The 24678-nt window shown below is 70.8% G+C and carries 20 protein-coding genes; 12 read left to right on the plus strand and 8 right to left on the minus strand.

Annotated features, from left to right (window positions below):
* Positions 1-7: 7 nt before the first annotated feature.
* Positions 8-1321 carry a hypothetical protein gene (locus PV734_RS24175; protein ID WP_319097002.1) on the minus strand — a complete coding sequence of 438 codons (1314 nt, stop codon included), beginning with the start codon at positions 1319-1321 and terminating at the stop codon, positions 8-10.
* Between the two features lie 991 nt (positions 1322-2312).
* Between PV734_RS24175 and PV734_RS24180 the strand changes: the two genes are divergently transcribed.
* The 10 genes from PV734_RS24180 to PV734_RS24225 all read left to right on the plus strand — a co-directional run bounded on the left by PV734_RS24180 (position 2313) and on the right by PV734_RS24225 (position 13487).
* Positions 2313-4490, plus strand: coding sequence for a hypothetical protein (locus PV734_RS24180; protein ID WP_319291800.1), 2178 nt, complete (start codon positions 2313-2315; stop codon positions 4488-4490).
* 137 nt (positions 4491-4627) lie between these two features.
* Complete coding sequence (gene pelF, locus PV734_RS24185) at positions 4628-6214, plus strand: GT4 family glycosyltransferase PelF (RefSeq protein ID WP_415924255.1); 1587 nt, start codon at positions 4628-4630, stop codon at positions 6212-6214.
* Positions 6211-7572 carry a hypothetical protein gene (locus PV734_RS24190; RefSeq protein WP_319097000.1) on the plus strand — a complete coding sequence of 454 codons (1362 nt, stop codon included), beginning with the start codon at positions 6211-6213 and terminating at the stop codon, positions 7570-7572. Before pelF ends, PV734_RS24190 begins: the two co-directional genes overlap by 4 nt.
* A 70-nt stretch (positions 7573-7642) precedes the next feature.
* Complete coding sequence (locus PV734_RS24195; protein ID WP_319096999.1) at positions 7643-8650, plus strand: SDR family NAD(P)-dependent oxidoreductase; 1008 nt, start codon at positions 7643-7645, stop codon at positions 8648-8650.
* Positions 8651-8707: 57 nt separating this feature from the next.
* Positions 8708-9421: a nucleotidyltransferase family protein gene (locus PV734_RS24200; protein ID WP_319096998.1), complete on the plus strand. Its 714-nt coding sequence runs from the start codon at positions 8708-8710 to the stop codon at positions 9419-9421.
* 4 nt (positions 9422-9425) lie between these two features.
* Entirely contained in the window at positions 9426-10346 is a 921-nt protein-coding gene (locus tag PV734_RS24205; RefSeq protein ID WP_319291803.1) for an NAD(P)-dependent oxidoreductase, read from the plus strand.
* Complete coding sequence (locus PV734_RS24210; protein ID WP_319291805.1) at positions 10343-11011, plus strand: spherulation-specific family 4 protein; 669 nt, start codon at positions 10343-10345, stop codon at positions 11009-11011. The genes PV734_RS24205 and PV734_RS24210 overlap by 4 nt, the downstream gene beginning before the upstream one ends.
* A complete protein-coding gene (locus tag PV734_RS24215; RefSeq protein WP_319291808.1) occupies positions 11008-11850 on the plus strand; it encodes an endo alpha-1,4 polygalactosaminidase in 843 nt (280 codons plus the stop codon). Before PV734_RS24210 ends, PV734_RS24215 begins: the two co-directional genes overlap by 4 nt.
* 117 nt (positions 11851-11967) lie before the next feature.
* Entirely contained in the window at positions 11968-12543 is a 576-nt protein-coding gene (locus PV734_RS24220; RefSeq protein WP_319291811.1) for an AMP-binding protein, read from the plus strand.
* Between the two features lie 152 nt (positions 12544-12695).
* Positions 12696-13487, plus strand: coding sequence for a hypothetical protein (locus PV734_RS24225; protein ID WP_319096993.1), 792 nt, complete (start codon positions 12696-12698; stop codon positions 13485-13487).
* Positions 13488-13530: 43 nt separating this feature from the next.
* Here the strand turns inward: PV734_RS24225 and PV734_RS24230 are convergent, their stop codons facing one another.
* The gene (locus PV734_RS24230; RefSeq protein ID WP_319291814.1) at positions 13531-14583 is read right to left on the minus strand and encodes a sodium-dependent transporter; all 1053 of its coding nucleotides are present in this window, start codon (positions 14581-14583) and stop codon (positions 13531-13533) included.
* A 710-nt stretch (positions 14584-15293) separates the two neighbouring features.
* On the opposite strand from PV734_RS24230, the gene PV734_RS24240 reads away from it, so the two are divergent.
* Positions 15294-17753, plus strand: a complete 2460-nt coding sequence (locus PV734_RS24240) for a SpoIIE family protein phosphatase (protein WP_415924256.1) — start codon at positions 15294-15296, stop codon at positions 17751-17753.
* A 68-nt stretch (positions 17754-17821) separates the two neighbouring features.
* Here PV734_RS24240 and PV734_RS24245 read toward each other — a convergent pair whose 3' ends face one another.
* Complete coding sequence (locus tag PV734_RS24245) at positions 17822-18412, minus strand: TetR/AcrR family transcriptional regulator (RefSeq protein ID WP_319096990.1); 591 nt, start codon at positions 18410-18412, stop codon at positions 17822-17824.
* Positions 18413-18574: 162 nt separating this feature from the next.
* Between PV734_RS24245 and PV734_RS24250 the strand changes: the two genes are divergently transcribed.
* The gene (locus tag PV734_RS24250; RefSeq protein WP_319096989.1) at positions 18575-19516 is read left to right on the plus strand and encodes a chlorophyllase; all 942 of its coding nucleotides are present in this window, start codon (positions 18575-18577) and stop codon (positions 19514-19516) included.
* Positions 19517-19575: 59 nt separating this feature from the next.
* On the opposite strand, the gene PV734_RS24255 is transcribed toward PV734_RS24250, so the two are convergent.
* The 5 genes from PV734_RS24255 to PV734_RS24275 all read right to left on the minus strand — a co-directional run bounded on the left by PV734_RS24255 (position 19576) and on the right by PV734_RS24275 (position 24666).
* Complete coding sequence (locus tag PV734_RS24255; protein WP_319291817.1) at positions 19576-20397, minus strand: NAD(P)-dependent oxidoreductase; 822 nt, start codon at positions 20395-20397, stop codon at positions 19576-19578.
* Between the two features lie 223 nt (positions 20398-20620).
* Positions 20621-21115, minus strand: a complete 495-nt coding sequence (locus PV734_RS24260) for an SRPBCC family protein (RefSeq protein WP_319291912.1) — start codon at positions 21113-21115, stop codon at positions 20621-20623.
* Positions 21116-21194: 79 nt separating this feature from the next.
* Positions 21195-22955, minus strand: coding sequence for a SpoIIE family protein phosphatase (locus tag PV734_RS24265; RefSeq protein ID WP_319291820.1), 1761 nt, complete (start codon positions 22953-22955; stop codon positions 21195-21197).
* Between the two features lie 117 nt (positions 22956-23072).
* Positions 23073-23558 carry a hypothetical protein gene (locus PV734_RS24270; RefSeq protein ID WP_319096986.1) on the minus strand — a complete coding sequence of 162 codons (486 nt, stop codon included), beginning with the start codon at positions 23556-23558 and terminating at the stop codon, positions 23073-23075.
* 202 nt (positions 23559-23760) lie between these two features.
* Positions 23761-24666 carry a peptidase gene (locus PV734_RS24275; protein WP_319096985.1) on the minus strand — a complete coding sequence of 302 codons (906 nt, stop codon included), beginning with the start codon at positions 24664-24666 and terminating at the stop codon, positions 23761-23763.
* Positions 24667-24678 lie beyond the last annotated feature (12 nt).

Below are 24678 nucleotides of genomic sequence, written 5' to 3' on the forward strand. Positions count from 1 at the left end.
CGACGACTCAGTTGCCGAGGTCGCGTACGTACAGGTTGAAGTTCCGGCTGGTGCCGTCACCGCCCAGGTTCGTCGCGCTGGTCGTGAAAGCGACGTGGTGGCCGTCGGCCGAGATCGAGGCGCTGGAGCTGTAGCCGTCGCTCTGCGAGCCGTCGCCGGCGACGCTGACCCTGGTCGTGGTGGCGGTCACCCGGTCTCGTACGAACACGTCCCACCGTGAGTTGGTGTCGCCGGGCACCAGCTTGTCCTCGCCGGACACGAACGCGATGTAGCGGCCGTCGGCCGAGAGCGTCGTCCGCTCCTGGCCGGGGGTTCCGCCGTCGCCCAGGCCGTCGGAGCCGAGGTTCACCTGCGTCGTCGTCCCGGTGACCCGGTCGTACAGGAAGATGTCGGTGTCAGTCCGACCGCCGGTGTCGCCGGCCACCAGGTTCGACGCGGTGGATTCGTACGCGACGTAGCGGCCGTCGGCCGAGATGCTCGCGGTGCGACTGGCGGAGTCGCCTTCGTCGCCGCCGGGACTGACGCTGATCCGGTCGGTGTACCCGGTCAGTCGATCGTGCACGAACACGTCGTCCGCGCGGTTGTTGTCGGGGAACAAGGACAGTGTCTTCGCCCCGGAGGAGAAGGCGACCTGACGCCCGTCCGCCGAGATCGACGGCAGTTGGCTGATGCCGTCGCCCTGGCGACCGTTGGAGTCGACGCTGACCCTGCTGGTCTCACCGGTCTGCCGGTCGCGTACGAAGACGTCGTGGATGTCGTTGGTGTCGCCGAACACCAGGTTCGACGCGGGAGAGTCGAACGCGACGAATCGGCCGTCGGCGGAGACCGACGGATGGAAACTCTCACTGTCGCTCTGCTCGCCGCCTCTGCCGACGCTGACCCTGGTCGTCTCACCGGTCTGCAGGTCGTGCACGAACACGTCGCGGTAGCGGTTGGTGTCACCGGCCACCAGATTCGACGCGGTGGATTCGAACGCGACGTAGCGGCCGTCGGCGGAGATCGACGGATTCCGGCTCGCGTTGTTGACCTGGTTGCCCGCGGAGTCGACGCTGACCCTGGTGATGACGCCGGTCTGCCGGTCGCGCACGAAGACGTCGTCCGCTCGGTTGGTGTCGCCGGCCACCAGATCCCTTGCCGACGAAGCGAACGCGACGTAGCGGCCGTCGGCGGAGATCGACGGCCCGCCGGCGGAGTTGCTGATCGGTGCCGTGCCTGCCGGCCCCGGTTCGGCATGCGCGACGCCGCCCGACAACGGTGCCGCGACGATGACTGAGGCGAGCACTGCGCGGCCTGCGTTGCGGATTATGGAGAGACGTCTCATGGGTGTCCTTCTGTTCGGTTCGCCGCCACGGCAGCCGGTTGCCCGGATCAGCGTTCCGTATCGGACCGGCCGAAGCATGAGGGAACCCCCTACACCTTCGGCTTCGCGCTCTGCGCGCCGCGCGTGTGGACCTTGCACGGCGCATTTCGGCGTGACGCGCGACAGACGGCTGTCCGGCGACGCCCCGGCCCCGCACGCCACCCGGTATCCGCGAGGTAACTCGCTGGATCACCCGCAACCCCGACCGTATGGGCGACGGCGACCGGCGGAAACTCAAAGCCATCCTGGCCTGCTGTCCCGAACCAGAAGCTGCCACCGGACATGTGCGCTCCTTCGCCCCGACGGTGGCCTCCGCGGCTTTGCCGACAGTCTGCTCACCGACCTCGACGCTGTCGTCCTCGGGCTGAGTACGCAAGGAAGTTCGGGCTTTGTCGAGGGCAGGGTCACCATTTCTTTCTGGCCTCGTACTCCAGTCGCATATTTTATTCTTCGGTCAGGATCGATCAGGATCGGTCACCGAGTCGGTGGGCGCAGGGTCGCTTAGCGGATGCGGGGATAATTCGTACGGTCATCTCGTCGGAATCGCACCATCGGGTGATCCGATCTGCGGCCGGTCGGTGAGGTCCCGGGCGAGGCTCCGAGGGTCCCCCCGGCGCTTCGCCTGTCTTGTGAGTGCTCTCTGGGCTGCGCGTCTTCTTGATCTTTTGTTCGGGTCGTGGGATTTCGGCGCACTATTCCGATTACGCGGACGGGCTCCCATGGGCCTCTGGCGCACCAGGCCATAAGCCTCGACGGTAGATCGGATGGTGATATACCTCTGGGCGACGGGGTGCGGGGTCGAGGGATTCACGTATGCGCGGCTGTATTCACACTTGGCGCGGTCGTGCCCGCGAGTAGGCATGCCTGCGCAATTCCTATCACTATCTGATCGATATCTGATCCACTGTTATGCCGTGCCGCACTCGACCTGCGGCGCTGGGGGGAGTTCATCATGCGTCGCAAGCTGTTGAAAGCCGGTGTGTGCGGCAGCGCTGCCGTGCTCACGCTCGTCACGTCGCCCATAACCACGAGGGCGGCCACGGTGGAGCCGCGGATCGACCTGAAGGTGCTCGTCGTCGATGACGGAGGCCCGGCCACCGGGGCCATCACCGCCGAACTCGACTCGGCGGGTACCCCGTACACCAGGGTCAACCTGGCCGACAGCGGGCGACCGCAGATCAACGCGGGCTTCCTCAGCGATACCGTCAGCGGCCGTCCCAGGGCCAAGTACCAGGCCGTCGTTCTGCCGAACGACAACCCGTTCGGAGCCGACTCCGCCGAGATGGCGGCCCTCGTGACCTTCGAGCGGACCTTCGGCATCCGGCAGGCCGACGCCTACACCTACGCCAGGCCCGAGGTCGGCCTGAACTACGCGCAGGCGCCCGGGTACATCGGCTCGCTCGACGGCGCCACCGCCCAGGTGACGTCCGCCGGGAAGACCGGACCGTTCGGCTACCTCGGCGGGAACGTCCCCTTCGAGGACAACGCGCCCGGCGTGGCCGAGAGTTACGGCTATCTGGCCGTGCCGCTCGCCCAGCAGCAGGCCGGGGCCACGTTCACCAGCTATGTGGACGCCCCGATCCCGGGCAGCTCCGAGCGCGGCTCGCTCGTCGGCGAGTACGCCCACGACGGGCGCCGGGAACTGGTCGTCAACTTCGTCTACAACCAGTACCAGCAGCAGTACCGGCTGCTCAGCCGGGGCATCGTCGAGTGGCTGACCCAGGGCATCCACCTGGGCGCCGACCGCAACTACTTCGCGGTCCACGTCGACGATGTCCTCCTCGGCGACGACCGGTGGAACACCTCGCTCAACTGCACCCCCGGGGACGTGGACTGCGCCCCGGGCGAGGGCGCCAGCCCCGACCCGATCCGGATGACGGCCACCGACGCCCAGTACGCCAAGCAGTGGTCCGCCGGCCGCGGGCTCACCCTGGACATGGTGTTCAACGGGGGCGGCAGCGAGGACTACAAGGCGGAACACGGCGGCGCCGACCCGACGGCGAACCAGCTCATCGCCGACAGGAGCGCCTTCCGCTGGGTCAACCACACCTACCAGCACCCGTTCCTGGGCTGCGTCCAGGACGTCAGCGTGGTGCCGTGGAAGTGCTCCACCGACGCGAGCGGAAAGATCCAGTGGGTCAGCCAGGCCGACATCAGCTCGCAGATCACCCAGAACCGTTCCTGGGCGGGCGGCAAGGGCCTCGCCCTCGACAACACGGAACTGGTCACCGGTGAGCACTCCGGGATGAAGGTGCTGCCGCAGCAGCCCACCGACAACCCCAACCTGGCCCCGTCCCTGACCGCCACCGGGGTGAAGTGGCTGGCCAGCGACAACTCCCGGGACCCGCAGCAGCGCCAGATCGGCTCCGCCCTCACCGCGCCGCGCTTCCCGATGAACGTCTACTACAACGTGGGCCGCGCTGCCGAGCAGGTGGACGAGTACAACTTCATCTACACCAGCAAGGCCAACGGCGGCAGCGGCATCTGCGAGGGCTCCTCGACCACCACCTGCCTGAGTGCCCCGCTGGACCCCCAGACCGGCTACACCTCGTACATCGTCCCGCTGGAGAGCCGCATCGCCCTCGGGCACGCGCTCTCCAACGACCCCCGGCCGGTGTACATCCATCAGTCGAACCTCGCCGAGGACCGCATCGCCTACCCGGTGCTGGACAGGATCCTGGGCGACTACAGCGGTCTCTACGCGGCCAACACCCCGCTGGTCAACCTGCGGTTGAAGGACATCGGGACCGAGCTGAAGAACCGCGCCGCCTGGTCCGCCGCCGTGAAGAACAACCAGGTCACCGCCTACCGGATCGGCAACACGGTCACCGTCAGCTCGCCGAACGGCACCCAGACCAGCGCGACCATGCCCGTCGGCACCGTCCAGAAGCAGCTGCTCGGCAGCACCGCCTTCGGCACCGCCTACGCCGGGCAGCTGTCCGGCTGGACCACCCCCGGCACGCTGCAGGCCTCGATCACCCTGCAACTGACCCCGCAGGCCACGCCCGCGGCTCCCACCGCCACCGGCACCGCCGAGGTGGAGGCACCGGCGCCCGCGACGCGTGTGCCCAGTGGTGTGGCCAACCCCGTCCCGGCAGGCCCCGGCGACACCGTCCGCCGCAAGCGCTGACCGTGATCAACGGGCACGGCCGGCACGACGTGGACGGTCGGCACGACGACGGGCGCAACCGTCCCAGCCGGACCGACAGACACCGTGGGACACGGGGACACAGGGATACGGGGAACTTGGCAAGGACCGACCGCACCATGCCGGCATTCGGCGACACGCTGCCGTCCGGCATGGGCAGGACCATCGCGGCCGTCAACACCGGCGCGACCCGTGTCACCATGCTCACCGAGGGCACCTACCCGCACAGCCAGGGCGGAGTGAGTGTCTGGTGCGATCAGCTCGTCCGCGGGATACCCGACGTGGACTTCCAGATACTCGCGGTCACCGCTGACGGCCGCGAGCCCGTCACCTGGGAGACACCCGCGCACGTCAGCAAGGTGGTCTCCATACCCACCTGGGGACCGACGCCGACCGGCCGCGTACCGCGCGGCCGACGGCTGCGGAGCTTCCTCGACACCTACGAGATGTTCCTGCTGGCCCTCCTCGATCCCGGCCCCGGCCCTGGTGCAGGCCCCGGTGCAGGCTTCCATGCCGGCCCCAGCACCCTGGAGCGCTTCGCCGAAGGGCTCTACGGCCTCGCGGCACGGGCCCGGTACGGAGAACTGACGGCGTCGCTGCGCACCGAGGCGGCGTTACGCACCCTGGCCGCCGTCTGGAACCGTCCGCACCTGCCCACCCACGCCGCCCGGCCGACGATGCACGACGCACTGGCCGCGACCGACCTGCTGGAACACGCCCTGCGCCCACTGGCGACCGCCCCACCCAGGGACGGGATCACCCACGCGGTCAGCGGCGGACTGGCGGCCCTCCCCGGGCTGCTGGCCCAGCACCTGCACGGCACACCCCTGCTGCTCACCGAACACGGCGTCTACCTGCGCGAGCGGTACATCGGCTACGGCGCCGGCGGTTCCCGCTGGCCGGTGAAGGCACTGCTGCTCGGCTTCTTCCGGCTGCTGGCACAGGAGACCTACGCCCGCGCCGCGCTCGTCACGCCGGGAAACCACTACAACCGGCGCTGGGAGGAACGCGGCGGCACCGCACCCGACAAGATCCGTACCGTCTACAACGGTGTGGACCCGGGGGCCTTTCCTCCCGCCGGTCCGGAACCGGAGATCCCCACGCTGGCCTGGGCGGGGCGCGTCGATCCCATCAAGGACCTGGAGACACTGATCCGGGCCTTCGCCCTGGTACGCCGGGAGATGCCCGAGGTGCGGTTGCGGCTGTTCGGCGGCACGCCCAGCGGCGGCCAGGCCTACCGGGAACGCTGCCAGGCTCTCGGCCGGGACCTGGGCATCGCCGAGGCGGTGGCCTTCGAGGGCCGGGTGGAGGACATCCGCGACGCCTACGCGGCGGGCACCGTGGTGATGCTCTCCAGCATCAGCGAGGGCTTTCCCTTCACCCTCATCGAGGCCATGTCATGCGGCCGGGCCACCATCTCCACCGACGTCGGCGGGGTCCGCGAGGCAGTGGGCGACGCCGGAATCGTCGTACCGCCGCGCGAACCGGAGGCGATGGCGCGGGCAGCCCTGGAACTGCTGCGCGCGCCCGCCCGCCGGGCCTGGATGGGCGAGGCCGCACGGCTGAGGGTGATCGATCAGTTCACCCTCCGGCACACCATCGACTCCTTCCGGGAGATCTACGGCGCGCTGGCGGCGGGCGAGGACCGGGCGTACCGGGCCGCGGACCCGGCGCCGCGCGCCCGACGGGCCGGAGGTGAGTGGTGAACCGACTGGGCGACGAGACAACCCTGGTACTGCGCCTGCCGATACCGGCCCCGACCCCGCCGCCGCGGCCGGCCTGGGCCGACGACCCGCTCGACGAGCTCGCCGAACGGATGGCGGACGTGTGCGGGGCCGCCGTTCACCCGGACGAGATCGCCGCGGTGCTGGAGTCCGACGGGCTGACCCACGAACAGATCACCACCCGCTATGGGCGACGGGACCTGTTCGCCGTCGCGGAGGAGCTGTACGCCCGGGTGCCGCGCCGTTTCCCGGACCCCGGACCGGTGCCCGACCCCTGGCGGGCCGACCCGCGGCAGTGCCTGCTGCGGGGGATGCTGTTCGGCCTGCCGGGGCTGGCCTACCTGCTGGGCGCGGGGCTGCTGCCCGGCCGGGTCATCGGGCTCGCCGCCTCGGCACTCGTGGCCTGGGCCTGGAACCAGGCGCTGGCCCACCGCGCCTACGTACGGCTCGCCTCGGGCGGCCGACGGGCAGCCGCGCGGTGCCTGCTGTTCGGGGCCCCGGCCGGGGTCACGGCAGCGGCGGCTGCCGCACTGGCCGTCTCGGGGACGGGCACCGTCGCGGCGTTCGCGGCGGGAGAGGCGCTCTATCTGGCGGCGGCCACGGTGCTGCTCGTTCTGGGACGCGAACAGCACCTGCTGATCGCGCTCGTACCGACGGCGGCCGGAGCGGCCTGCATACCGCTGTGGCGCCCCGGCCCGGTGCCGGTCGTCGTGCTGCTGCTGGCCACCGTCGCGGCTGCGGTGCTGTCGGCGGTACGGGAGATCGTACGGTCGCTGCGCACCACAGGCTTCTCGGCACCGGGCACCGCCCGGCTCAGCGCCTCCGTCCCGTACGGGCTGTTCGGCCTGGCCGGCGGGGCGCTGACGCTGATGGCCCCGGCGGCGGGCAGGTCGGCCGCCGTCGTGCTGACGCTGAGCATGGGCGCGGCGGAGTGGTTGCTCTACCGCTACCGGAGTCTGACCCTCACCGCTCTGCGACGCAGCCGAACCCCTCGGGGTTTCCGGCTCCGGGCGGCCGGCGTGCTCGCCCTGTGCCTGACCCAGTACCTCGCGGTGCTCGCCGCCCCGGCGCTGGTCACCAGGGTGCCGCCGCTGCCGCTGCTCGCCCTCGGCGCGGCGCTCTGGGTCGCCCTGCTGCTCCAGGCGGCCGGAATCGCCTGGCCGTCCGCCATGGCCTGTCTCGCCGCCGCCGGGGCGGAGCTGGCCCTGTCGGGCGGAGGCCACTGGGGACCTGCTCCGCTCAGCCCGGCAGCCGCCGAACTGGTGGCCTGCGGCTGCGCGACGGCCGTGCTGGTGGCGGTCGCGTGCACCCGGATGGGCCGGACCACGGCCCACCGCTGACCGGATCCCCGTATCCCGTCGATCCAGATTCACATCCAGATTCACATCCAGATTCAGAGGAGACAGATCCGTGAGCTCGTCCGCTCCCGTAACCGTCGCGGTAACCGGTGCCGAGGGATTCATCGGCTCGCACCTGGTGGAGGCGCTCGTCGCGACAGGACACCGGGTACGCGCCATGGCCCAGTACAACTCCTTCTCCTCCTACGGCTGGCTGGAGACCCTGCCGCAGGACGTGATGGACGGTGTGGAGGTCGTACTCGGCGACGTACGCGACGCCGGGTCGGTGCAGCACCTGCTCACCGGCACCGAGGCCGTCTACCACCTGGCCGCGCTGATCGCGATCCCGTACTCCTACCAGGCACCGCACAGCTACGTGGCCACGAACGTCACCGGGACGCTCAACGTGCTGGAAGCCGTACGCCGGCTCGGCATCCCCAGGATGGTGCACACCTCCACCAGCGAGACGTACGGCACCGCGCAGACCGTCCCCATCACCGAGGACCACCCCATCAACACCCAGTCCCCGTACGCCGCTTCCAAGGCGGGCGGTGACCGGCTGGCCGACAGCTACCACGCGAGCTTCGGCACCCAGGTGGTCACTCTGCGGCCGTTCAACACCTTCGGGCCGCGCCAGTCCATGCGGGCGGTGATCCCGACCGTCATCGGGCAGGTCGCGGCGGGGGAGCGGACCATCGCCCTGGGCGACCTGCGGCCCACGCGGGACTTCCTCTTCGTCAAGGACACCGCCCAGGCGTTCCTCGCGGCGGGCACCGCTCCCGCCGAGGCCGTCGTCGGCCGCACCTTCAACGCCGGTACCGGCGGCGAGATCTCGGTCGGCGACCTGGTGACGCTGGTCGGCAAGCTCATGGGGGCCGAGCTGGAGGTCCGGGAGGACGCGCAGCGCATCCGGCCCGCCGCGTCCGAGGTGATGAGGCTGGTCTGCGATGCCTCCCGGCTGCGCGCCGCGACCGGCTGGGAACCGGCCCACAGCCTCCAGGAGGGGTTGGAGCAGACCATCCGGTTCTTCTCCGACCCGGCGAACCTGGCCCGCTACAAGACCGCCATCTACAACGTCTGAGTCCGACGACTCGTCCCAGGCCGTCCACCACCGACCGACCGACAACTGGAGTCCGCCATGCACGCAGTCATTCTGGCCGGAGGCAAAGGTGTCCGGCTGCGCCCGTACACCACCGCCCTGCCCAAGCCGCTCGTCCCCATCGGTGACCAGCACGCCATCCTGGAAATCGTGATGCGGCAGCTCGCCGGCGCCGGCTTCACCACCTGCACCATCGCCATCGGCCACCTCGGCCACATCATCCGCGCCTACGTCGGCGACGGCTCCCAATGGGGTATGCGCGTCGACTACTCGACCGAGGACAGCCCGCTGGGCACCATGGGCCCGCTGCTGACCATGCTCGACCGGCTGCCCGAGCACTTCCTCGTCATGAACGGCGACATCCTCACCGACCTGGACTTCCGCGCCGTCCTGCGCGGTCACCAGGTAGACGGCGCGCCGCTGACCATTGCCACGTACTGCCGCAAGGTCAGGATCGACTTCGGCGTCCTCACCACCGACAGCAAGCAGGTCGTCGCCTTCACCGAGAAGCCGACCCTGGACTACCGGGTCTCCATGGGCGTCTACGGACTCTCCCGCTCCACCCTCGACGGTTACACCCCCGGTCTGCCGCTCGGCTTCGACGAACTCGTCCTCGACCTGCTCCGCGACGGCACGCCCCCGGCCGCCCACGAGTTCGACGGCTACTGGCTGGACATCGGCCGCCCGGACGACTACGACCGGGCGAACGCCGAGTTCACCACCTACCGCGACCTGCTGCTGAAGGGTGCGTGACCTGATGCGCGTCCTCGTCCTGGGCTCCACCGGGTTCCTCGGCCGGCACATCACGGAGCACCTGCGCGCCCTGTCCGGCGTCCGGGTGCTCCACGCCGGGCGCTCCCCGGGCGCCGACCTGCGGGTCGACCTCACCACCACGACCGTCCCCGCTCTCGCCGCCGACCTGCGCGCGCTGGCCCCGGACGCCGTCGTCAACTGCGCCGGTGCCGTCGGAGGCGGCCCGCTGCTGCTGGCGGAGACCAACGCCCGGGGGCCCGCCGTGCTGTGCGAGGCCCTGACCGCGGCCGACATCCCGGTACGGCTGGTCCATCTCGGATCCGCCGGCGAGTACGGGACGACCGCCGGGCAGCAGCCGCAGCCGCTCGGCGAGGACTCCGCCACCTGTCCGCAGGGCGCGTACGGGGCCACCAAACTGGCGGGTTCGCTGACCGTCGCCGAGGCCGAGCTGGACGCCGTCGTCCTCCGGGTGTTCAACCCCCTCGGCCCGGGCTCGCCCGGCACCAGCCTGCCCGGGCGGCTCGCCGACGAACTGCTGCGCGCCGGGCCGGACGGCACCGTGCGGGTCGGTGACCTGTCCGCGTACCGCGACTTCGTCGACGCACGGGACGTGGCCCGTGCCGCCGCCCTCGCCACCACCACGCCCGGTCCGCTGCCCCGCGTCCTCAACATCGCGGGCGGCAGCGCCACCCGGGTCCGTGAGGTCGCGGAAGGCCTGGCCCGGATCAGCGGATTCCACGGCCGGATCGACGAGAACGGCACCGGTTCCCGGCGCTCGTCGGCCATCTCCTGGCAGCAGGCGGACATCACGGCCGCCGCCACGGCTCTGGGCTGGCACCCCGAACGTACCCTCGCCACCTCCCTCGCCGACCTGTGGAACGCGCGCACCGGCACACCCCCGGCCCCGACCCCGGCTCCGGTATGACACACGGGCGACTGCTTGTTCCGCTGTACGTCCACCCCGCCGTGGACCCAGCGGCGTGGCAGGCTCTGACGCGGGTCCCGTCGCGGCTGTACGGCGTCGTCCTCAACGTCGCCGACGGCCCCGGCGTGACCCGCGACCCGGCCTTCGCCGCCGCCGCCGGGGCGCTGCGTACGGCGGGCGTCCGCGTGCTCGGATACCTCGACACCGCCTACGGCACCCGTCCCCGGCAGACGGTGCTCGACGAGCTGCGCCACCACATCGGCTGGTACGGAACCGACGGCGTCTTCCTCGATCAGGCCGGCGCCGAGGCCGGCCTGCTGCCGTACTACCGCGCACTGGCCGACGATGCCCGCGACCACGGGGCCGGCACCGTCGCGCTCAACCCGGGACTCCATCCTGATCCCGGCTACGCCTCCATCGCCGATCTGCTGGTCACCTTCGAAGGGGACTGGCAGACCTACCTCACCTCGGCCACGCCCTCCTGGACGGAGGCGTACCCGCCGAGCCGCTTCTGTCATCTGATCCACGGCATCCCCGACGGCCTGTGCGATCTCGCCGCCCGCACCGCACGGAACCGCCGGGCCGACATCCACTGCGCGGTACCGGGTGAGGGCGCGAACCCCTGGGCCGCCCTGCCCCCCGCCCTGAGGAGGGGAACCACATGAGGTTCGCGACCCGCCGCCTGCCACTCCCGCTGTCAGTGGTGTACCTGCTGTTCACGGCAGTGCTCGCGGGGCTGCTCACCGGGTGCGTCGCCGCCCCGGGCCGTACCCCGGACCGCACTCCCGACGAACACCTGTCGGCCGCGCGCTGGCAACCGCGCCCCGGCACGGCCTGGCAGTGGCAGCTCTCTGGCCGCGTCGACACCCGCGTAGCCGTGCCCGTCTACGACATCGACGGTTTCGAGAACAGCGCCGCCGTCGTGCGCCGCCTCCACAGGAGCGGCCGCAAGGTCATCTGCTACCTCAACGCCGGTGCCTGGGAGTCCTTCCGCCCCGACCGCGGTGCCTTCCCGGCCTCCGTCCTCGGCCGCTCCGACGGCTGGCGCGGCGAGCGCTGGCTCGACATCCGCCGCCGCTCGGTGCTCCGCCCCATCATGGCCGCACGTCTCGACATGTGCCGTAAGAAGGGCTTCGACGCCGTCGAGCCCGACCTCCTCGACGGCTACACCAACGACACCGGCTTCCCGCTGACCGCCGCCCACCAGCTCGCATACAACCGTATGATCGCGGGCCTCGCGCACGAGAGGGGCATGGCGGTCGGTCTCAAGAACGACCTGGAACAGATCCCCGAGCTGGTCGGTGACTTCGATTTCGCGGTGAACGAGCAGTGCGCGGAGTACGACGAATGCTCCTCGCTGAGTCCCTTCGTCAAGGCGGACAAGGCCGTCTTCCACGTGGAGTACAGCGAGCCCAAGAGCACGTTCTGCCCGATCGCCAAGCGCCTCGGCCTCGACTCGATGCGCAAACGGCTCGACCTGGGCCGCTGGCGCAGCCCGTGCTGAACCCGCTGACGCACGGAACCCGAGTCCACCGACCTCCTGCTCCGACTGCGGCTCGTCGAGCAGGAGGTCGCCGCCGCCCTGCTGACCGGTCCGACAGCTCCCTCAGAGGCAGCGGGCGTGCGGGACCTCGCCGCGACGGAGTCGACGGTGCGGGAGAGGGAGCAAACGACGGCGAACACGGTGGGCACGGCGGAGGCGGTGGTGCGGGCGGACATACCGGTCTACGCTCCCGGACTCGTTCCGGGGGCGGCGCCGGGCGCCGTCGGCGAGCTGTGCGTCGCGGGCGCGGGCCTGGCACGGGAATACCTGTGCCGGCCGGAACTGACGGCACGGAAGTCCGTACCGAAAACGTTCGGCCCGGGCCGGCTCTACCGCACCGGCGATCTGGCGAGGCGCCGTCCCGACGGCGTTCTCGAGCACCTGGGCCGCACCGACACCCAGCTGAAGGCGCACGGTGTGCGGGTCGAGGCCCTGCTCCTCGGGCATCCCCAGGTCAGGGCGGCGGCCAAGACCGCCCTCGCCCAGCGGGACAACGACGTGGCGCTCGACAACTACGTGGAAGCAACGAGCCCGGCCCATTGCGGGCGGCGCGATCGCCACTGCAGGGTTGTCCATCCCACTGAGTATTCGGGCTGTCGGCTGCCGCGTTCCTGCGGTTCTGCCGTTGTGGCAACGTCGGAAGATCGCGAATAGCACTGACGCGCGCCGCTGACCAGCTCATCGGTCACTGCGCTCAGGTTGTGTTCAGGCTCAGCCGGGCCTCGGGCAACTCGGGCACCAGAAGCACCAAAGCTCTGGCAAAGGGGTCTGGGGGAACGGTCGGGCGTCATGTCATCGTGCCTGCCATGACGACAGATCACCTCACCGAAAGTCGGCCTCCGCGCCACGCAGGACACGTGGCGAGCAAGGTGCCGGAGGTGACCGTCTACTTCTGGATCATCAAGGTGTTGACGACCGGCATGGGGGAGACGGCTTCCGACTGGCTGGCCCGTCTGTTCGGTCCGATCCCCGCGGTCGGCCTCGGCGGCACCGCTCTGGTGGCTGCTCTGGCGGTGCAGTTCGCTGTCCGGCGGTACGTGGCCTGGATCTACTGGACGGCGATCGTCATGGTCAGCGTGTTCGGCACCATGGCCGCCGATGTCCTGCATGTCGGCCTCGGTGTGCCGTACGCGCTGTCGACACCCTTCTTCATGGTCACGCTGGCTGCCGTCTTCGCCCTCTGGTACCGCAGCGAGGGCACCCTGTCCATCCACAGCATCCACACCCGGCGCCGCGAGACCTTCTACTGGGCCGCCGTGCTGGCCACCTTCGCGTTGGGCACCGCCGTGGGCGACCTCACCGCCACCATCGGCCTCGGATACCTGGGCTCCGCAGTCCTGTACGCGGCCGCGATCGCCGTTCCGGCCGCCGCTCATCGCTGGGGCGGCCTGAACGCGGTGGCCGCGTTCTGGGCGGCGTACGTCATCACCCGGCCGCTCGGTGCCTCCGTCGCCGACTGGATGGCCGTCGGCCACAGCCGGGGAGGGCTCGACCTGGGCCTGGGGCCGGTCACGTTGTCCTGGACGGTGGCCATCCTCGGGTTCGTCGGCTGTCTGGCCGCCTCTCGCAAGGACGTCCGGCCCGGTGTCACGCCGTGATCGGCCCCGATCGCGTCCAGTGACGTAACGAGGTGGCCGACCGTCAGCCGGGATGGGGATCAGGAGCGGGATCGCGTGCGGGATCGGGGCGGAGGAGGGTGACGATCCGGCTCGCGGCGGTCTTCTGGAGGAGCCCGTAGGCGAGGACCGGTAGCAGCAGGTGCGGTTTGTCGGGCAGGGACGCGGTGATCAGGACCGCACTCGCGCTGCTGTTGTTCATGCCGCAGGCGAGTGTCAGTGACGAGGCGGTACCCGCCTCCAGCCGCAGGACGCGGGCGGCGGCTCGGCCGAGAGCGAAGGACAACAGGCAGACCACGGCGGCCACGGCCAGGGCGGCGGCGAACAGCAACGGGCGGGGCCGGGTGAGGACGGATCCGAGGGCGCCGCCGGCGTTGACGTAGGTCAGGACCAGCGAGCCGGTCAGGGCCAGCGGCGTCACCGTCCCGTGGAGCCGGCGCAGCCACCGCGCGGACAGGACGAGAGCGCCCAGAAGGCCGGCCGCGCAGGGCAGGACCACGGTGGCCAGGCCGAATCCGCTCTGAGCCAGCCTGCCGGTGTCGACGAGTACCTGTCCGTAGCCGCCACTCAGCAGCGGCGCCAGCGTCTCCAGCAGCAAGGGGGTGGTGAGCGGGCTGAGGAGGGTGGAGGCCAGGACGAGGCCCACCATCGTGGGCTGGTCGCCGTCGCCCCTGTCGGTCCACACGGTGGCCCCCGCGGCGACGGGCATCGCCACCACGAGGATCATGGCGGTGAGCAGCCCGCTGCCGCCGTCGGAGTCGGGGGTGCGCCGCAGCAGGAGCGCGACGAACGGCACGACGGCCAGCGGGATGGCGAGGTGCAGTACGAGTCCGGCGAGCAGCGCCTTCGGGTGCCGCAGCAGACGGCCCAGCTCGCGGACGGGCACCTGGAGCCCGGCCGAGAACAGCACCAGGGACAGCAGGAGCGGTGCGGTGTGCAGCGTCAGGTGGGTCAGCGGTAAGAGGTGGGGCCGGCGCAGCCACAGGCCCGGTCCGGGCAGGAACAGGGCCAGGAGATAGGCGAGAACCACGGCACGGCCGAGCCGGTGCCGCAGCCAGGACGCGGCGCGGAGGTGCATCGGCCCATCGTGATCAGGCCGGACCCGGCGAGCCGGGAAAGCCGCGCGGCAGTCAGGATGCGTTCAGGTAACCGCAGGCAGGGCGCCCCGCCCCATGACCTGACCTGACCTGACCTGACCTGACCCGACCTGACCTGGTCCTCGCCGACCAAGCCGTCGCCCCGCGCCTTCGCCGCGTACCAGGAGCAGGGGACGGCCTACGTCGGTCGGCTACCGATCGGCGCTGGGCACGGCCAGGGGGGTCGTCCGGTGCCCTCTTCTCCGCCTTTTCCATCTCCTCGCCGAGTTCGGTGAGGCGGTTGCGGCCCATGGCCTTCCGGACGTCGGGGAACCACTCCTTCTCCTCTTCCTCGACGTGGTGGCGGACGTCCTCCATGAGGACGGTCTTCTTGGCGTCGAACCGTTCGTCCTTCGGGTCGAGGTCCTTGAGTTCGGAGAGCATCCACACCGTGACGTGGTGCTCCTCGACGCTTTCCAGGACGTGGTCCTTGGCCAGATGTTCTCCTCGATCCAGGTGTGCGTGGTGAGCTCGTCGATCACCTGGTCGACGATTTTGCGCTTCACAGTGCCCGGACGCGGCGGGGCCGACCCCGAAGGACGAGTGCACGTACGCCATATCCCTCGGGGGCGTGCCGCCGAGGGCGGGGAGCAGTGCTGGGTGATACGTCATAGAATTGCCGATATGTCATCCGCCAGATGGGACGGCCTTCATGATGTTCCCGAGCGAGGTGACACCGGACGGAACGCATGGACCGTTCGAGACGGCGAACGTCGCCGCCGCCGTGATCGATGCGAAGGGCACGGTCATCGGCTGGACGGGCGCCGCCGAGCGCCTTCTGGGATACAGCGGGCCGGAGGTGCTCGACCGTCCCGCCGTCATTCTGCTGGCGCGGCCGGAGGACGCGGTACGGGCGGCCGAGGTCGTCGGGGAGTGCGGAACCCGGGAGAGCTGGGGCGGCCTCGTGGGCGCCCGGCACCGTGACGGCCGTCGGATCGAGGTCGGGCTGCGGGTGACCGCGATGTCCGACACCTATGACCGCAGTGCCTGGCTCGTGTCGGCGATCGACGTGTCGAAGGCTCCGACCTGGGCGGTCAGCGGGGAGGTGCTGGAAGGATTCCTCACCCGCTCACCGCTCGGTATGGCCGTGCTCGGCCCGGACCTGCGGTACGTGTGGATGAACGACACCCTGGAGCGCTACGGCGGTGTGCCGCGCGACGAGCGGCTCGGGCGCCGGATGTCGGACTCGTTGCCGGGCCTGAACACCGAGGCTCTCGAAGCGCAGATGCGGTGGGTGCTGGAGACGGGCGTGCCGGTCATCGACTACGAGTACCAGGGCTGGACCTGGGCGGATCCGCACCAGGAACACGCCTACTCCACCTCCTTCTTCCGGCTCGACGACCCGGAGGGCAACCCGCTGGGCGTCTGCTACATGGGCATGGACGTCACCGACAGATGGCGGGCCCGGGAGCGCCTGGCCCTGCTCAGCGAGGCCAGTGCCCGTATCGGGGGCACGCTGAACGTGATGGCGACCGCCCAGGAACTGGCCGACTTCTCGGTGCCGAGGCTCGCCGACTTCGTGACCGTCGATCTGCTGGAGGCGGTGCTGCACGGCGACGAACCCGGTTCGGGGCCGGCCGACAGCGCGTATCAGGTACGGCGTGCCGGGCAGCAGTCGATCCACGAGGGCTGCCCGGAGTCGGTGATCGCCACCGGCGACTCCATCGACGCGCCCAGGTCCTCGCCGTACTTCGAGAGCATGGCCAGCGGCACGGCGGTGCTGCAACCGCTCCTTGACCCGGTCACCGCCCCGTGGATCGCGGAGGATCCGGCGCGGGCCAGGAGCATCGCGGAGTTCGGGATGCACTCGGCGATGTGGGTGCCGCTGTCCGTGCGCGGCACCGTGCTGGGGGTGGCCTCCTTCATCCGTATGGAGCATCCGCAGCCGTTCGAGGAGGACGATCTGCTGCTCGCCGAGGAGCTTGTCAGCCGGGCCGCGGTGTGGGTGGAGAACGCCCGCCGCTACACCCGGGAGCATGCCGCCGCGCTGGCCCTGCAACGCAGTCTGCTCCCGCAGGGACTGAACGGGGGCACCGCCATGGAGGTGGCCTCGCGCTATCTGCCGACCGACGCACGGGAAGGGGTGGGCGGCGACTGGTTCGACGTGATCCAGCTGTCCGGGGCCCGGGTAGCCCTGGTCGTCGGTGACGTCGTCGGACACGGTCTCAACGCGGCGGCGACCATGGGCAGGCTGCGTACGGCCGTACAGACGCTCGCCGACATGGATCTGCCGCCCGACGAGCTGCTGGCCCACCTGGACGACCTGGTGATCCGCCTGACCGAGGAGAAGGGCGGCGACGACGAGCCCATAGCCACCGCCGTACTGGGCGCCACCTGCCTCTACGCCGTCTACGACCCGGTCACCCAGCTGTGCACCATGGCCCGGGCCGGCCATCCACCGCCCGCCGTCGTCACCCCCGGCGGCAAGGTCACCTTTCCCGACCTCCCGTCGGGCCCTCCGCTGGGACTGGGATCGCTGCCCTTCGAGTCCGCCGAGATCTCCCTGCCCGAGGGAAGCCTGATCGCCCTCTACACCGATGGCCTCATCGAGAGCAGCGACCAGGACATCGACGTAGGACTGTCCCGGCTCAGCGATGTGCTCGCGCAGTCCGGCCTGCCGCCGGAGGAGCTGTGCTCGGCGGTCGTCAGCAACCTGCTGACCGGCCCGCAGACCGACGACGTCGCACTGCTCCTGGCCCGGCCGCACGCGCTGGGCGCCGACCGGGTCGCCTCGTGGGACCTCCCGACGGATCCGGCGATCGTCGCGAGCGCCAGGGAGCTGGCCGTCCGCCAGCTCCTCGGATGGGGGCTGGAGGATCTGGCGACGACCACGGAACTGGTGGTCAGCGAGCTGGTCACCAACGCCATCCGGCACGGCACCGGACCCGTCAGGCTGCGCATGATCCGGCACGACAAGCTGATCTGCGAGGTGTCCGACGCCAGCAACACCTCGCCCCGGATGGGCCATGCGCGGACCACCGACGAAGGCGGCCGAGGCTTGTTCCTCGTCGCCCAGCTCACCCGCCGCTGGGGTACGCGCTACACCCGGGCCGGAAAGATCATCTGGGCCGAGCAGGACCTCCCGGGCCGGGCGGGCTCCGGGGCGGCGTAGCGCCGGCGTGCTGGGACCATTTCGACTTGAAGGGGAGAGCGGGCCCTGCCGGGCATCTCCACTCTCCCTCAGGCTCTCGCGAGCCCCGTCAGGAGCAGTTCCACCAGGCGGCGCGGGTCGTACCGAGGGTCGCTGTCGTGCCCGATGCAGAGGTTGCCGATGCCGCGCATCAGCTCGTACGCCTGGGTACCGGGCCTGATCTCGTCGGCGTCGGCCGCCGCGTCGAGCAGTTGCGCGCAGACCGGCACCAGGCGGTCGAGGAAGTAGGCGTGCAGGGCGTCGAAGCCGCTGGTGTCCGACTGCATCGCGTTGGCGAGGCCGTGCTTGGTGACCAGGAAGTCGACGAACAGGTCGACCCACTGACGGAGTGCCACGAGCGGTGAGTCGGCGCCGGCCAGCAGGGTCGGGCCGGCCTCGGCGCAGGCCTCGACCTGGTGACGGTAGACGGCGACGACAAGATCCGCCCGGGTCGGGAAGTGGCGGTAGATCGTCCCCATCCCGACGCCCGCCCTGGCCGCGATCTCACGGATCGGCGCGTCGACGCCTGACGTGACGAACACCGCTGCGGCGGCGGCGAGCAGTGTCTGCTGGTTGCGCTGCGCGTCGGCCCGTTTGCCTCGGGTCGGCAACTCGCCCGGCCTGCCTGCAGAGTTCGCCACGCTGTCTTCCTCCGCCTTCTCCGCACGGTCTACGTCGACTACGCCGTCCGCGCCGTCTGTACCCTCTCCGCCTTCGGCACCTTTGACAAAGCGGAACAGTGCTCCGTATCGTAAACGGAACAACGTTCCGCTTTGGCCTTCAGTGTAAGGGAAGTGCGCGTCATGACGGAAACCCCCGTCCTCTCGATCGCCCCGATAGTGCTGCCGACCCCCGACCGAGCCGTGGACCTGCGATTGCGCGTCTCGGCGCCCGCCACCCCATCCGCCACCGGGAACGACGACCTGCCGGTCCTCCTCCTCTCGCACGGCCAGGGCTACTCGAACAACCTCTCCTCCCTCAACGGCTACGCCCCGCTCGTCAACTACTGGGCGGCACACGGCTTCGTCGTCATCCAGCCCACCCATCTCAGCTCGACGACGCTGAACCTGCCCGCCGAAACCCCCGGAGCGCCCCTCTACTGGCGGTCACGGGCCGAGGACATGTCGCGCGTCCTCGACCGGCTCGACGAGATCGAGGCCGCCGTCCCCCACCTCACCGGGCGCCTGGACCGGGACAGGATCGCCGTCGCCGGGCACTCGATGGGCGGGCACACCGCGAGCCTGTTGCTGGGCGCCAGGCTCACCGACCCGCAGGACGGAGCGGAAGTGAACCTCACCGAGCCGAGGATCAGGGCGGGCGTACTGCTCGCCGCGCCCGGCCGGGGAGGCGACGCCCTCACCCCGCACGTCAGGGAGAACTGGCCCTTCTTCTCGACCACCGACTTCTCCCGGATGGCCACACCCACGCTCGTGGTCGCCGGCGAGAAGGACGCCTCCGCCCACCTGACCGTCATGGGCCCGGACTGGCACACCGACCCGTACACCCTCGCCCCCGGCCCCAAGTCCCTGCTCACCCTCGTCGACGCGGAGCACGGTCTCGGCGGTATCTCCGGCTACGACGTCGCCGAGACCACGGACGAGAGCCCGGCGCGAGTGTCCGCACTCCAGCGGCTCACCTGGGCGTACCTGCGCAGCGAGCTCTACCCCGGCGACCTCGCCTGGCGGACGGCACGCGACGAACTGACGGCCGACGCCGACCCGCTCGGCCGGGTGGAGTCCAAGTGACCGGGTGAGCAGATGACCGGGTGAGCAGATGATCGGCGGGCCGCTGGCCCGTGGCGGGATCAGGGCAGGTCGCTCGCGTGCATCCCGGTGACGAACCGCCTTGCCACGTGGACCAGTTCGCTGCCGGGAGCGTCGGCGAGCAGGTCCGCCGTCAGGGTGACGTCCTTGGTGAGGGTCGCGTCGGCCGGCGTACCGGCGATCCCGGCGAGGGAACCGGCCCGCAGCCGTACGCCCGAGGCGACGCAGGCCGAGCTGCTCGTCGTCAGGATGTCCGCGAGGCCCGCCAGGTCGATCCCGAGCGTCTCGCCGGCCCGCATCGCGTCGTCCGTGAGGGCGATCTGCGCGGCGAACAGGGTGTTGTTGACGAGCTTCGCGTACGACCCGGCCCCGACCCCGCCGAGATGGACGACATGCCGCGAGAGCGCCGACAGGAGGCCGGAGACGTCGGCCAGGGCCTCGGCGTCACCGCCCACCATGATGGTCAACTCGCCCGCGAGGGCCCGGTCCTGGCCCCCGCTCACCGGCGCGTCGAGGATACGGAGGCCGTACGGTTCCGCCCGCTCGGCGATCCTCCGTATCTGCGCGGGGGACAGCGTGCTGTGGACGAGCACCACGCTCCCCGCCCTGAGAGCGCCGGCCAGTCCGTCCGGCCCGAACAGGACCTCCTCCACGCCCGCCGCGTCGAAGACGCAGATGCCGACCGCGTCCACCGCCGCGCCCAGTTCGGCGGGCGTCGCGGCGAAGGTGACGCCGTCCGTGTCCGCGAAGGGTTCGAGCGAGGCCCGCCGACGGGCGTAGAGGGTGAGGTCGTGGCCCTCGGACCGGATGCGCCGAGCCATCGGCAGCCCCATGTTGCCGAGCCCGATGAACCCCGCCCTCACGGCGCTCTCCGCCCGGTCGTCCCCGTCCCCACCCTGTCCGACGCAGCGACCCGCATCAGGTTCTCCAATTCGAGAAGCAGATTCTCGTCCTCTGTCGTGGACTCTACAGAGTCGTACGCCGGAGAGACCGGAGATGCCCAAAAACCCGTTGCCGCCGGCGACTTTCACCCGCGCCCCCAAGTCGCCGGTGCCTCGGCCGTCGTACCGCCGAATGGTGTTGGAGTCAGGCGCTCCGCTCGACGGTCCGGGCCAGGATTCCCAGGGTGGCTCGCAGCGCCGACTCCTGGAGGATGGGGAAGATGCCGGCGGCCCGGTACCGCTCGTGGATGCGGCTCCAGTCGTAGTACGAGGTCACCTCGGTGCCGTCCGGGGTGGGGCGGAGCCGGTAGCCGAAGTGGTGGTTGACGGAGGGCTGGAGATGGGGGGACGTCGGGGTCCACTCGATGAGCGTGTCCTGCTCGAACCGGGTGATCTCCACGGTGACGTCGTACCGGCCCAGCGGGCGGTCGTTCAGCGCCTCGCGGTCCATGTGCACGACGAACGAGTCCCCGGCCGCGCGTACGGCATCGCCGTCGGCTGCCTGGAGCATCCCCGAACTGTCGATCGCCACATGCCCGTCGGGGTCGCACAGCACGCCGAATATCCGGTCCGCCGGTGCCGCGATGGCACGTGTCACCTCGAAACGCTCCACGTGCTCCACCTGATCCCCCTGCTCCATCTTCTCCACTTGGCTTTCCTCCCGTGCTCGCTCCGCTGTCATGGCGGTCCTGCCGCGTCTCGTCGACCGGCCCGGAATTCTAGCTTCCGGCCAGGTCGTACCGGGCGGCGACCAGCGCGATGTCGTCCTCCGGGTCGATGGGGGCGACCTGGTCGAGGACCTGGTCGAGAAGGTCCTCGGGGGCCGGGCAGCCCCGGATTCGGGTGAGGCGGCGCAGGGAGACGTCGATGTCCTCGTGGCGGCGTTCGATCAGGCCGTCGGTGTAGAGGAGCAGGGTGTGGCCCGGCTCGCAGGGGGCCGTGAAGGAGACGTAGCGGCTGTGGCCGGTGCCCAGGGGCGGTCCGGGCGGCACCGGGAGGAGCGTGGCCCGGCCGTCGGGGCGGAAGACGACAGGGGGGAGGTGCCCGGCACTCGCGTAGGTGCAGATGCCACGACGTGGGTCGGCGATGGCGATCAGACAGGTCGCGGGGCGGTCGGCGCCGGAGGTGTGCAGCAGGTGGTCCAGTTCGAGCAGGATGCGGTCGGGGCCGGGTTCGCGGGCGGCGACCACGCGCAGCATGGCCTGGTAGCGGCTCATCGCGACGGCGGCCTCCAGGCCGTGGCCCATCACGTCGCCGAGGGCCAGCAGCGTACGTCCGTGGTCGAGGGCGACGGTCTCGAACCAGTCCCCGCCGACGAGCACCCCCCGTCCGGCGGGCCGGTAACGGTAGGCGACATCGATGTCGGGATGCGGCCGTCCCGGCTCGGCCAGCAGAGCGCGCTGCAGCTGGACGACGGCGTCGTGCTCGGTGGTGTAGCGGCGGGCGTTGTCCAGGCTGATGGCGGCCCGGCCGGCCAGGTCCTGGGCGATCACGGCGTCGGTCTCGTCGAACACGGGCGACTCGCCGGCCCGGACCATGGTGACGGTGCCCACGTCGTGGCCGCGCGCGGTCAGCGGCACGATCAGGGCGGAGTGGATGCCGGCGGCCAGATAGGCGGAGACGTTCCCGGTGTGGGCCCCGGCGCGGCCCATGTCCCGCTCGTCCATCAGGTTGTCGATCACCGGCCGCCCGGCCGCCAGGCACCGGACGACGGACGAGCTGGGCTGGTGGTCGACGTACTCGCCGGGCCGCCCCAGCGGCCGCATCACCGCCTCCAGCTCGGGCACCGCCGCGAGTGCGGCCCGGCGCAGCCGCAGTGATCCGTCGCGGGGCGCCCGGCTGGTGCCGTGCTCGGGGAGGACCTTCACGGTGGCGGCGTCGGCGAGCTTCGCCACCAGGAACTCGGCCAGCTCCTGGCACGTGGTGTCCATGTCGAGGGTGGTGCCGACACGGGTGGCGGCCTCGTCGAGCAGGGCGAGGCGCTCGCGGGCCCGCTCCAGCTCCCGCTGCTCCTGCCGGGCGGCCGAGATCTCCAGCACGATGCCGACGATGCCGAGGGTCCGGCCGTCGTGCCTCAGCCGGTGGTAGGCGCCGTGCCAGTAGCGGCGTTCCAGGGGTGAGTCGGCCTGGGTGTGCCCGCTGGAGATCGTCTCGCGCGGGACGCCGTCGTCGATGACGGCCCGCAGTACGTCCTCGCGGGCCTCGACACCCGGGACGACCTCGGCGACGGTACGGCCGATGTGCTCGGCGGCCGGTACGCCGTTCATCCGCGCCAGGGTGGCGTTCACGTACCGGAAGCGCAGCTCGGTGTCGAGGACGGCGATGGCGGCGGGCGTCCCGTCGAGAATCTGCCCGAGCAGCTCACGCACCCGCGCGGGCCAGACGCGCCAGAAGCCCGGATCGTCCTCCGGCGCCTCCACGCCCAGGCTCTCACCCTCACCTTTGCCCGCGCCCATGTCGCCGGCCCGCTGCCGGTCCACTCAAGCATCCGATCACGAGTCGGGAGGGAGCGCATGTGGAGGTGGACAGGTCGTCGTACGACATCGCGCTCCGGCATCCACTGATGCCGGAGCGCGATGTCCGGTCCGCCGGTCCGGCTACCACCAGTCCGTGCACTGCACCGCCTGGCCGCCCCCGCCCCCGCAGGCGCGGAACCGGTAGTTCGGGCTGTTGTCCGTCAGTTTCGCGGCGCTGGTCAGCGGAAAGCCGTCGCGGCTCGCCTTGAAGGGGCCGCACTGGAGGTGCACATCCCTGCCGTTCAGCGTCCAGTCCATCCAGACGTCGTCTCCCACACGCGGAACCGTGAGCGAGGCGAATCCGTAGACGTCACCGTCGATGCGGGCGGCTCGCAGACTGATGCGACCGACGAGTCCCTGCGGGTCGGAGGGGCGCAGCAGTTTGTCCGCCGGGCCGGCGGGGACGCCGACCGTGCTGTCGGAGATGTCGCGGAAGCCGTTGGCTCCACGCTCGCAGTCCGATCTGGCCGCAAGTGCCGTACCCGGCACAGCGATGGTGATTCCGCCTGCCAGCAGTACGCCTGCGACGGCGGTGCAGGCTGCTTTGGCAATTGCGCGTCTGGTCATGACGATGCCTTCCCCTTGGACGACGAACAGCGAGTACGGCTCAGGCAAGTGGGACCGCCTGCCGAACCTCGGCGGTGCCACTGGTGCCACTGGTGCCGCTGTAAGACAACCAGCGGGGGACGGAATCGCTCTCCTGGAAGGTGTCAGGTTGCGCTGTAGAGCTGAGTGTGCATGCCCTTCGGACTCGTTGAGCAGTGCAGGCTCAGCCGCGCTGAGCGGTGTCGTAGACGGCTCGTGCGGTCTTGTCGAGCGTCGGCCCGTACATCGGGGTGCCGCCGTGGCCCTCGCCGTGACTGTTGACCGACACCACGGTGCCCTTGCCGGTGGCGGAGTCGAAGCCGGCGAGCCAGGGACCGCCGCTCGCGCCGCCGCCGAGGTCGCACGGGACGCGCTGCTCGCCCTCGGGGGCGCTCTGGGTGGTACCGGCGCAGTAGAGCAGTTGCTCGCCCCGCTGGGGACTGGTCGCCGGATAGCCGAAGGAGGTGACCTTCAGACCGGCCGGCCGGCCGAAGGCGATCTTCTGCGCCCCCACCGCATCAGTGAGTTGCTTCCCGTACGCGGGGGTGGCGACGACCATCGCAGCCACGTCGTTGACGGTGTCCTCGGCCCAGGAGCGCGGCGTCACGGTCGTCTTGACCGCGTAACGGCCGTACGGCGTCTTGCCCTTGGCGTAGCCGGGGGCGAAGACGATGTCGCTGTGGGTGTTGACGGGCGACGAGCCGAGGCGCGCGCAGTGCGCGGCGGTCATGATCACCGAGTGGTTGCCGCTGGTGACGGCGCTGGCCGTGCACCAGGTGTCCAGCCCGTCCGAGTCGGTGAAGAAGAGCCGGCCGATGCTGGGGATGGTCTTGCCGGTCCAGGGCTTGCTGAGCGGTCCGGTCGGCCCCAGGTCGACATCGCGGCTGACCTGCTTCATCCGCGCGATCGTCCAGTACGAGAGGGCGGCGGTCCGCTCCGCCGCCGTATAGGTGACCGTACTGACCTGCCCGGTTCCCGAGGCGGCCGCCGCGGGTGAGGCCGGGGCCGCCAGGGGGCCCGCCAGGGCCAGCAGAGCGATGGCGAGACCGGAAACAGTTCGGCGCGCGTCTCGGGACGGGCTGGGCGACATGGGTGTCCTCTC

It is taken from the genome of Streptomyces sp. AK08-02, from assembly GCF_033795085.1.
In the GTDB taxonomy this organism is placed as follows: Bacteria; Actinomycetota; Actinomycetes; order Streptomycetales; family Streptomycetaceae; genus Streptomyces; species Streptomyces echiniscabiei.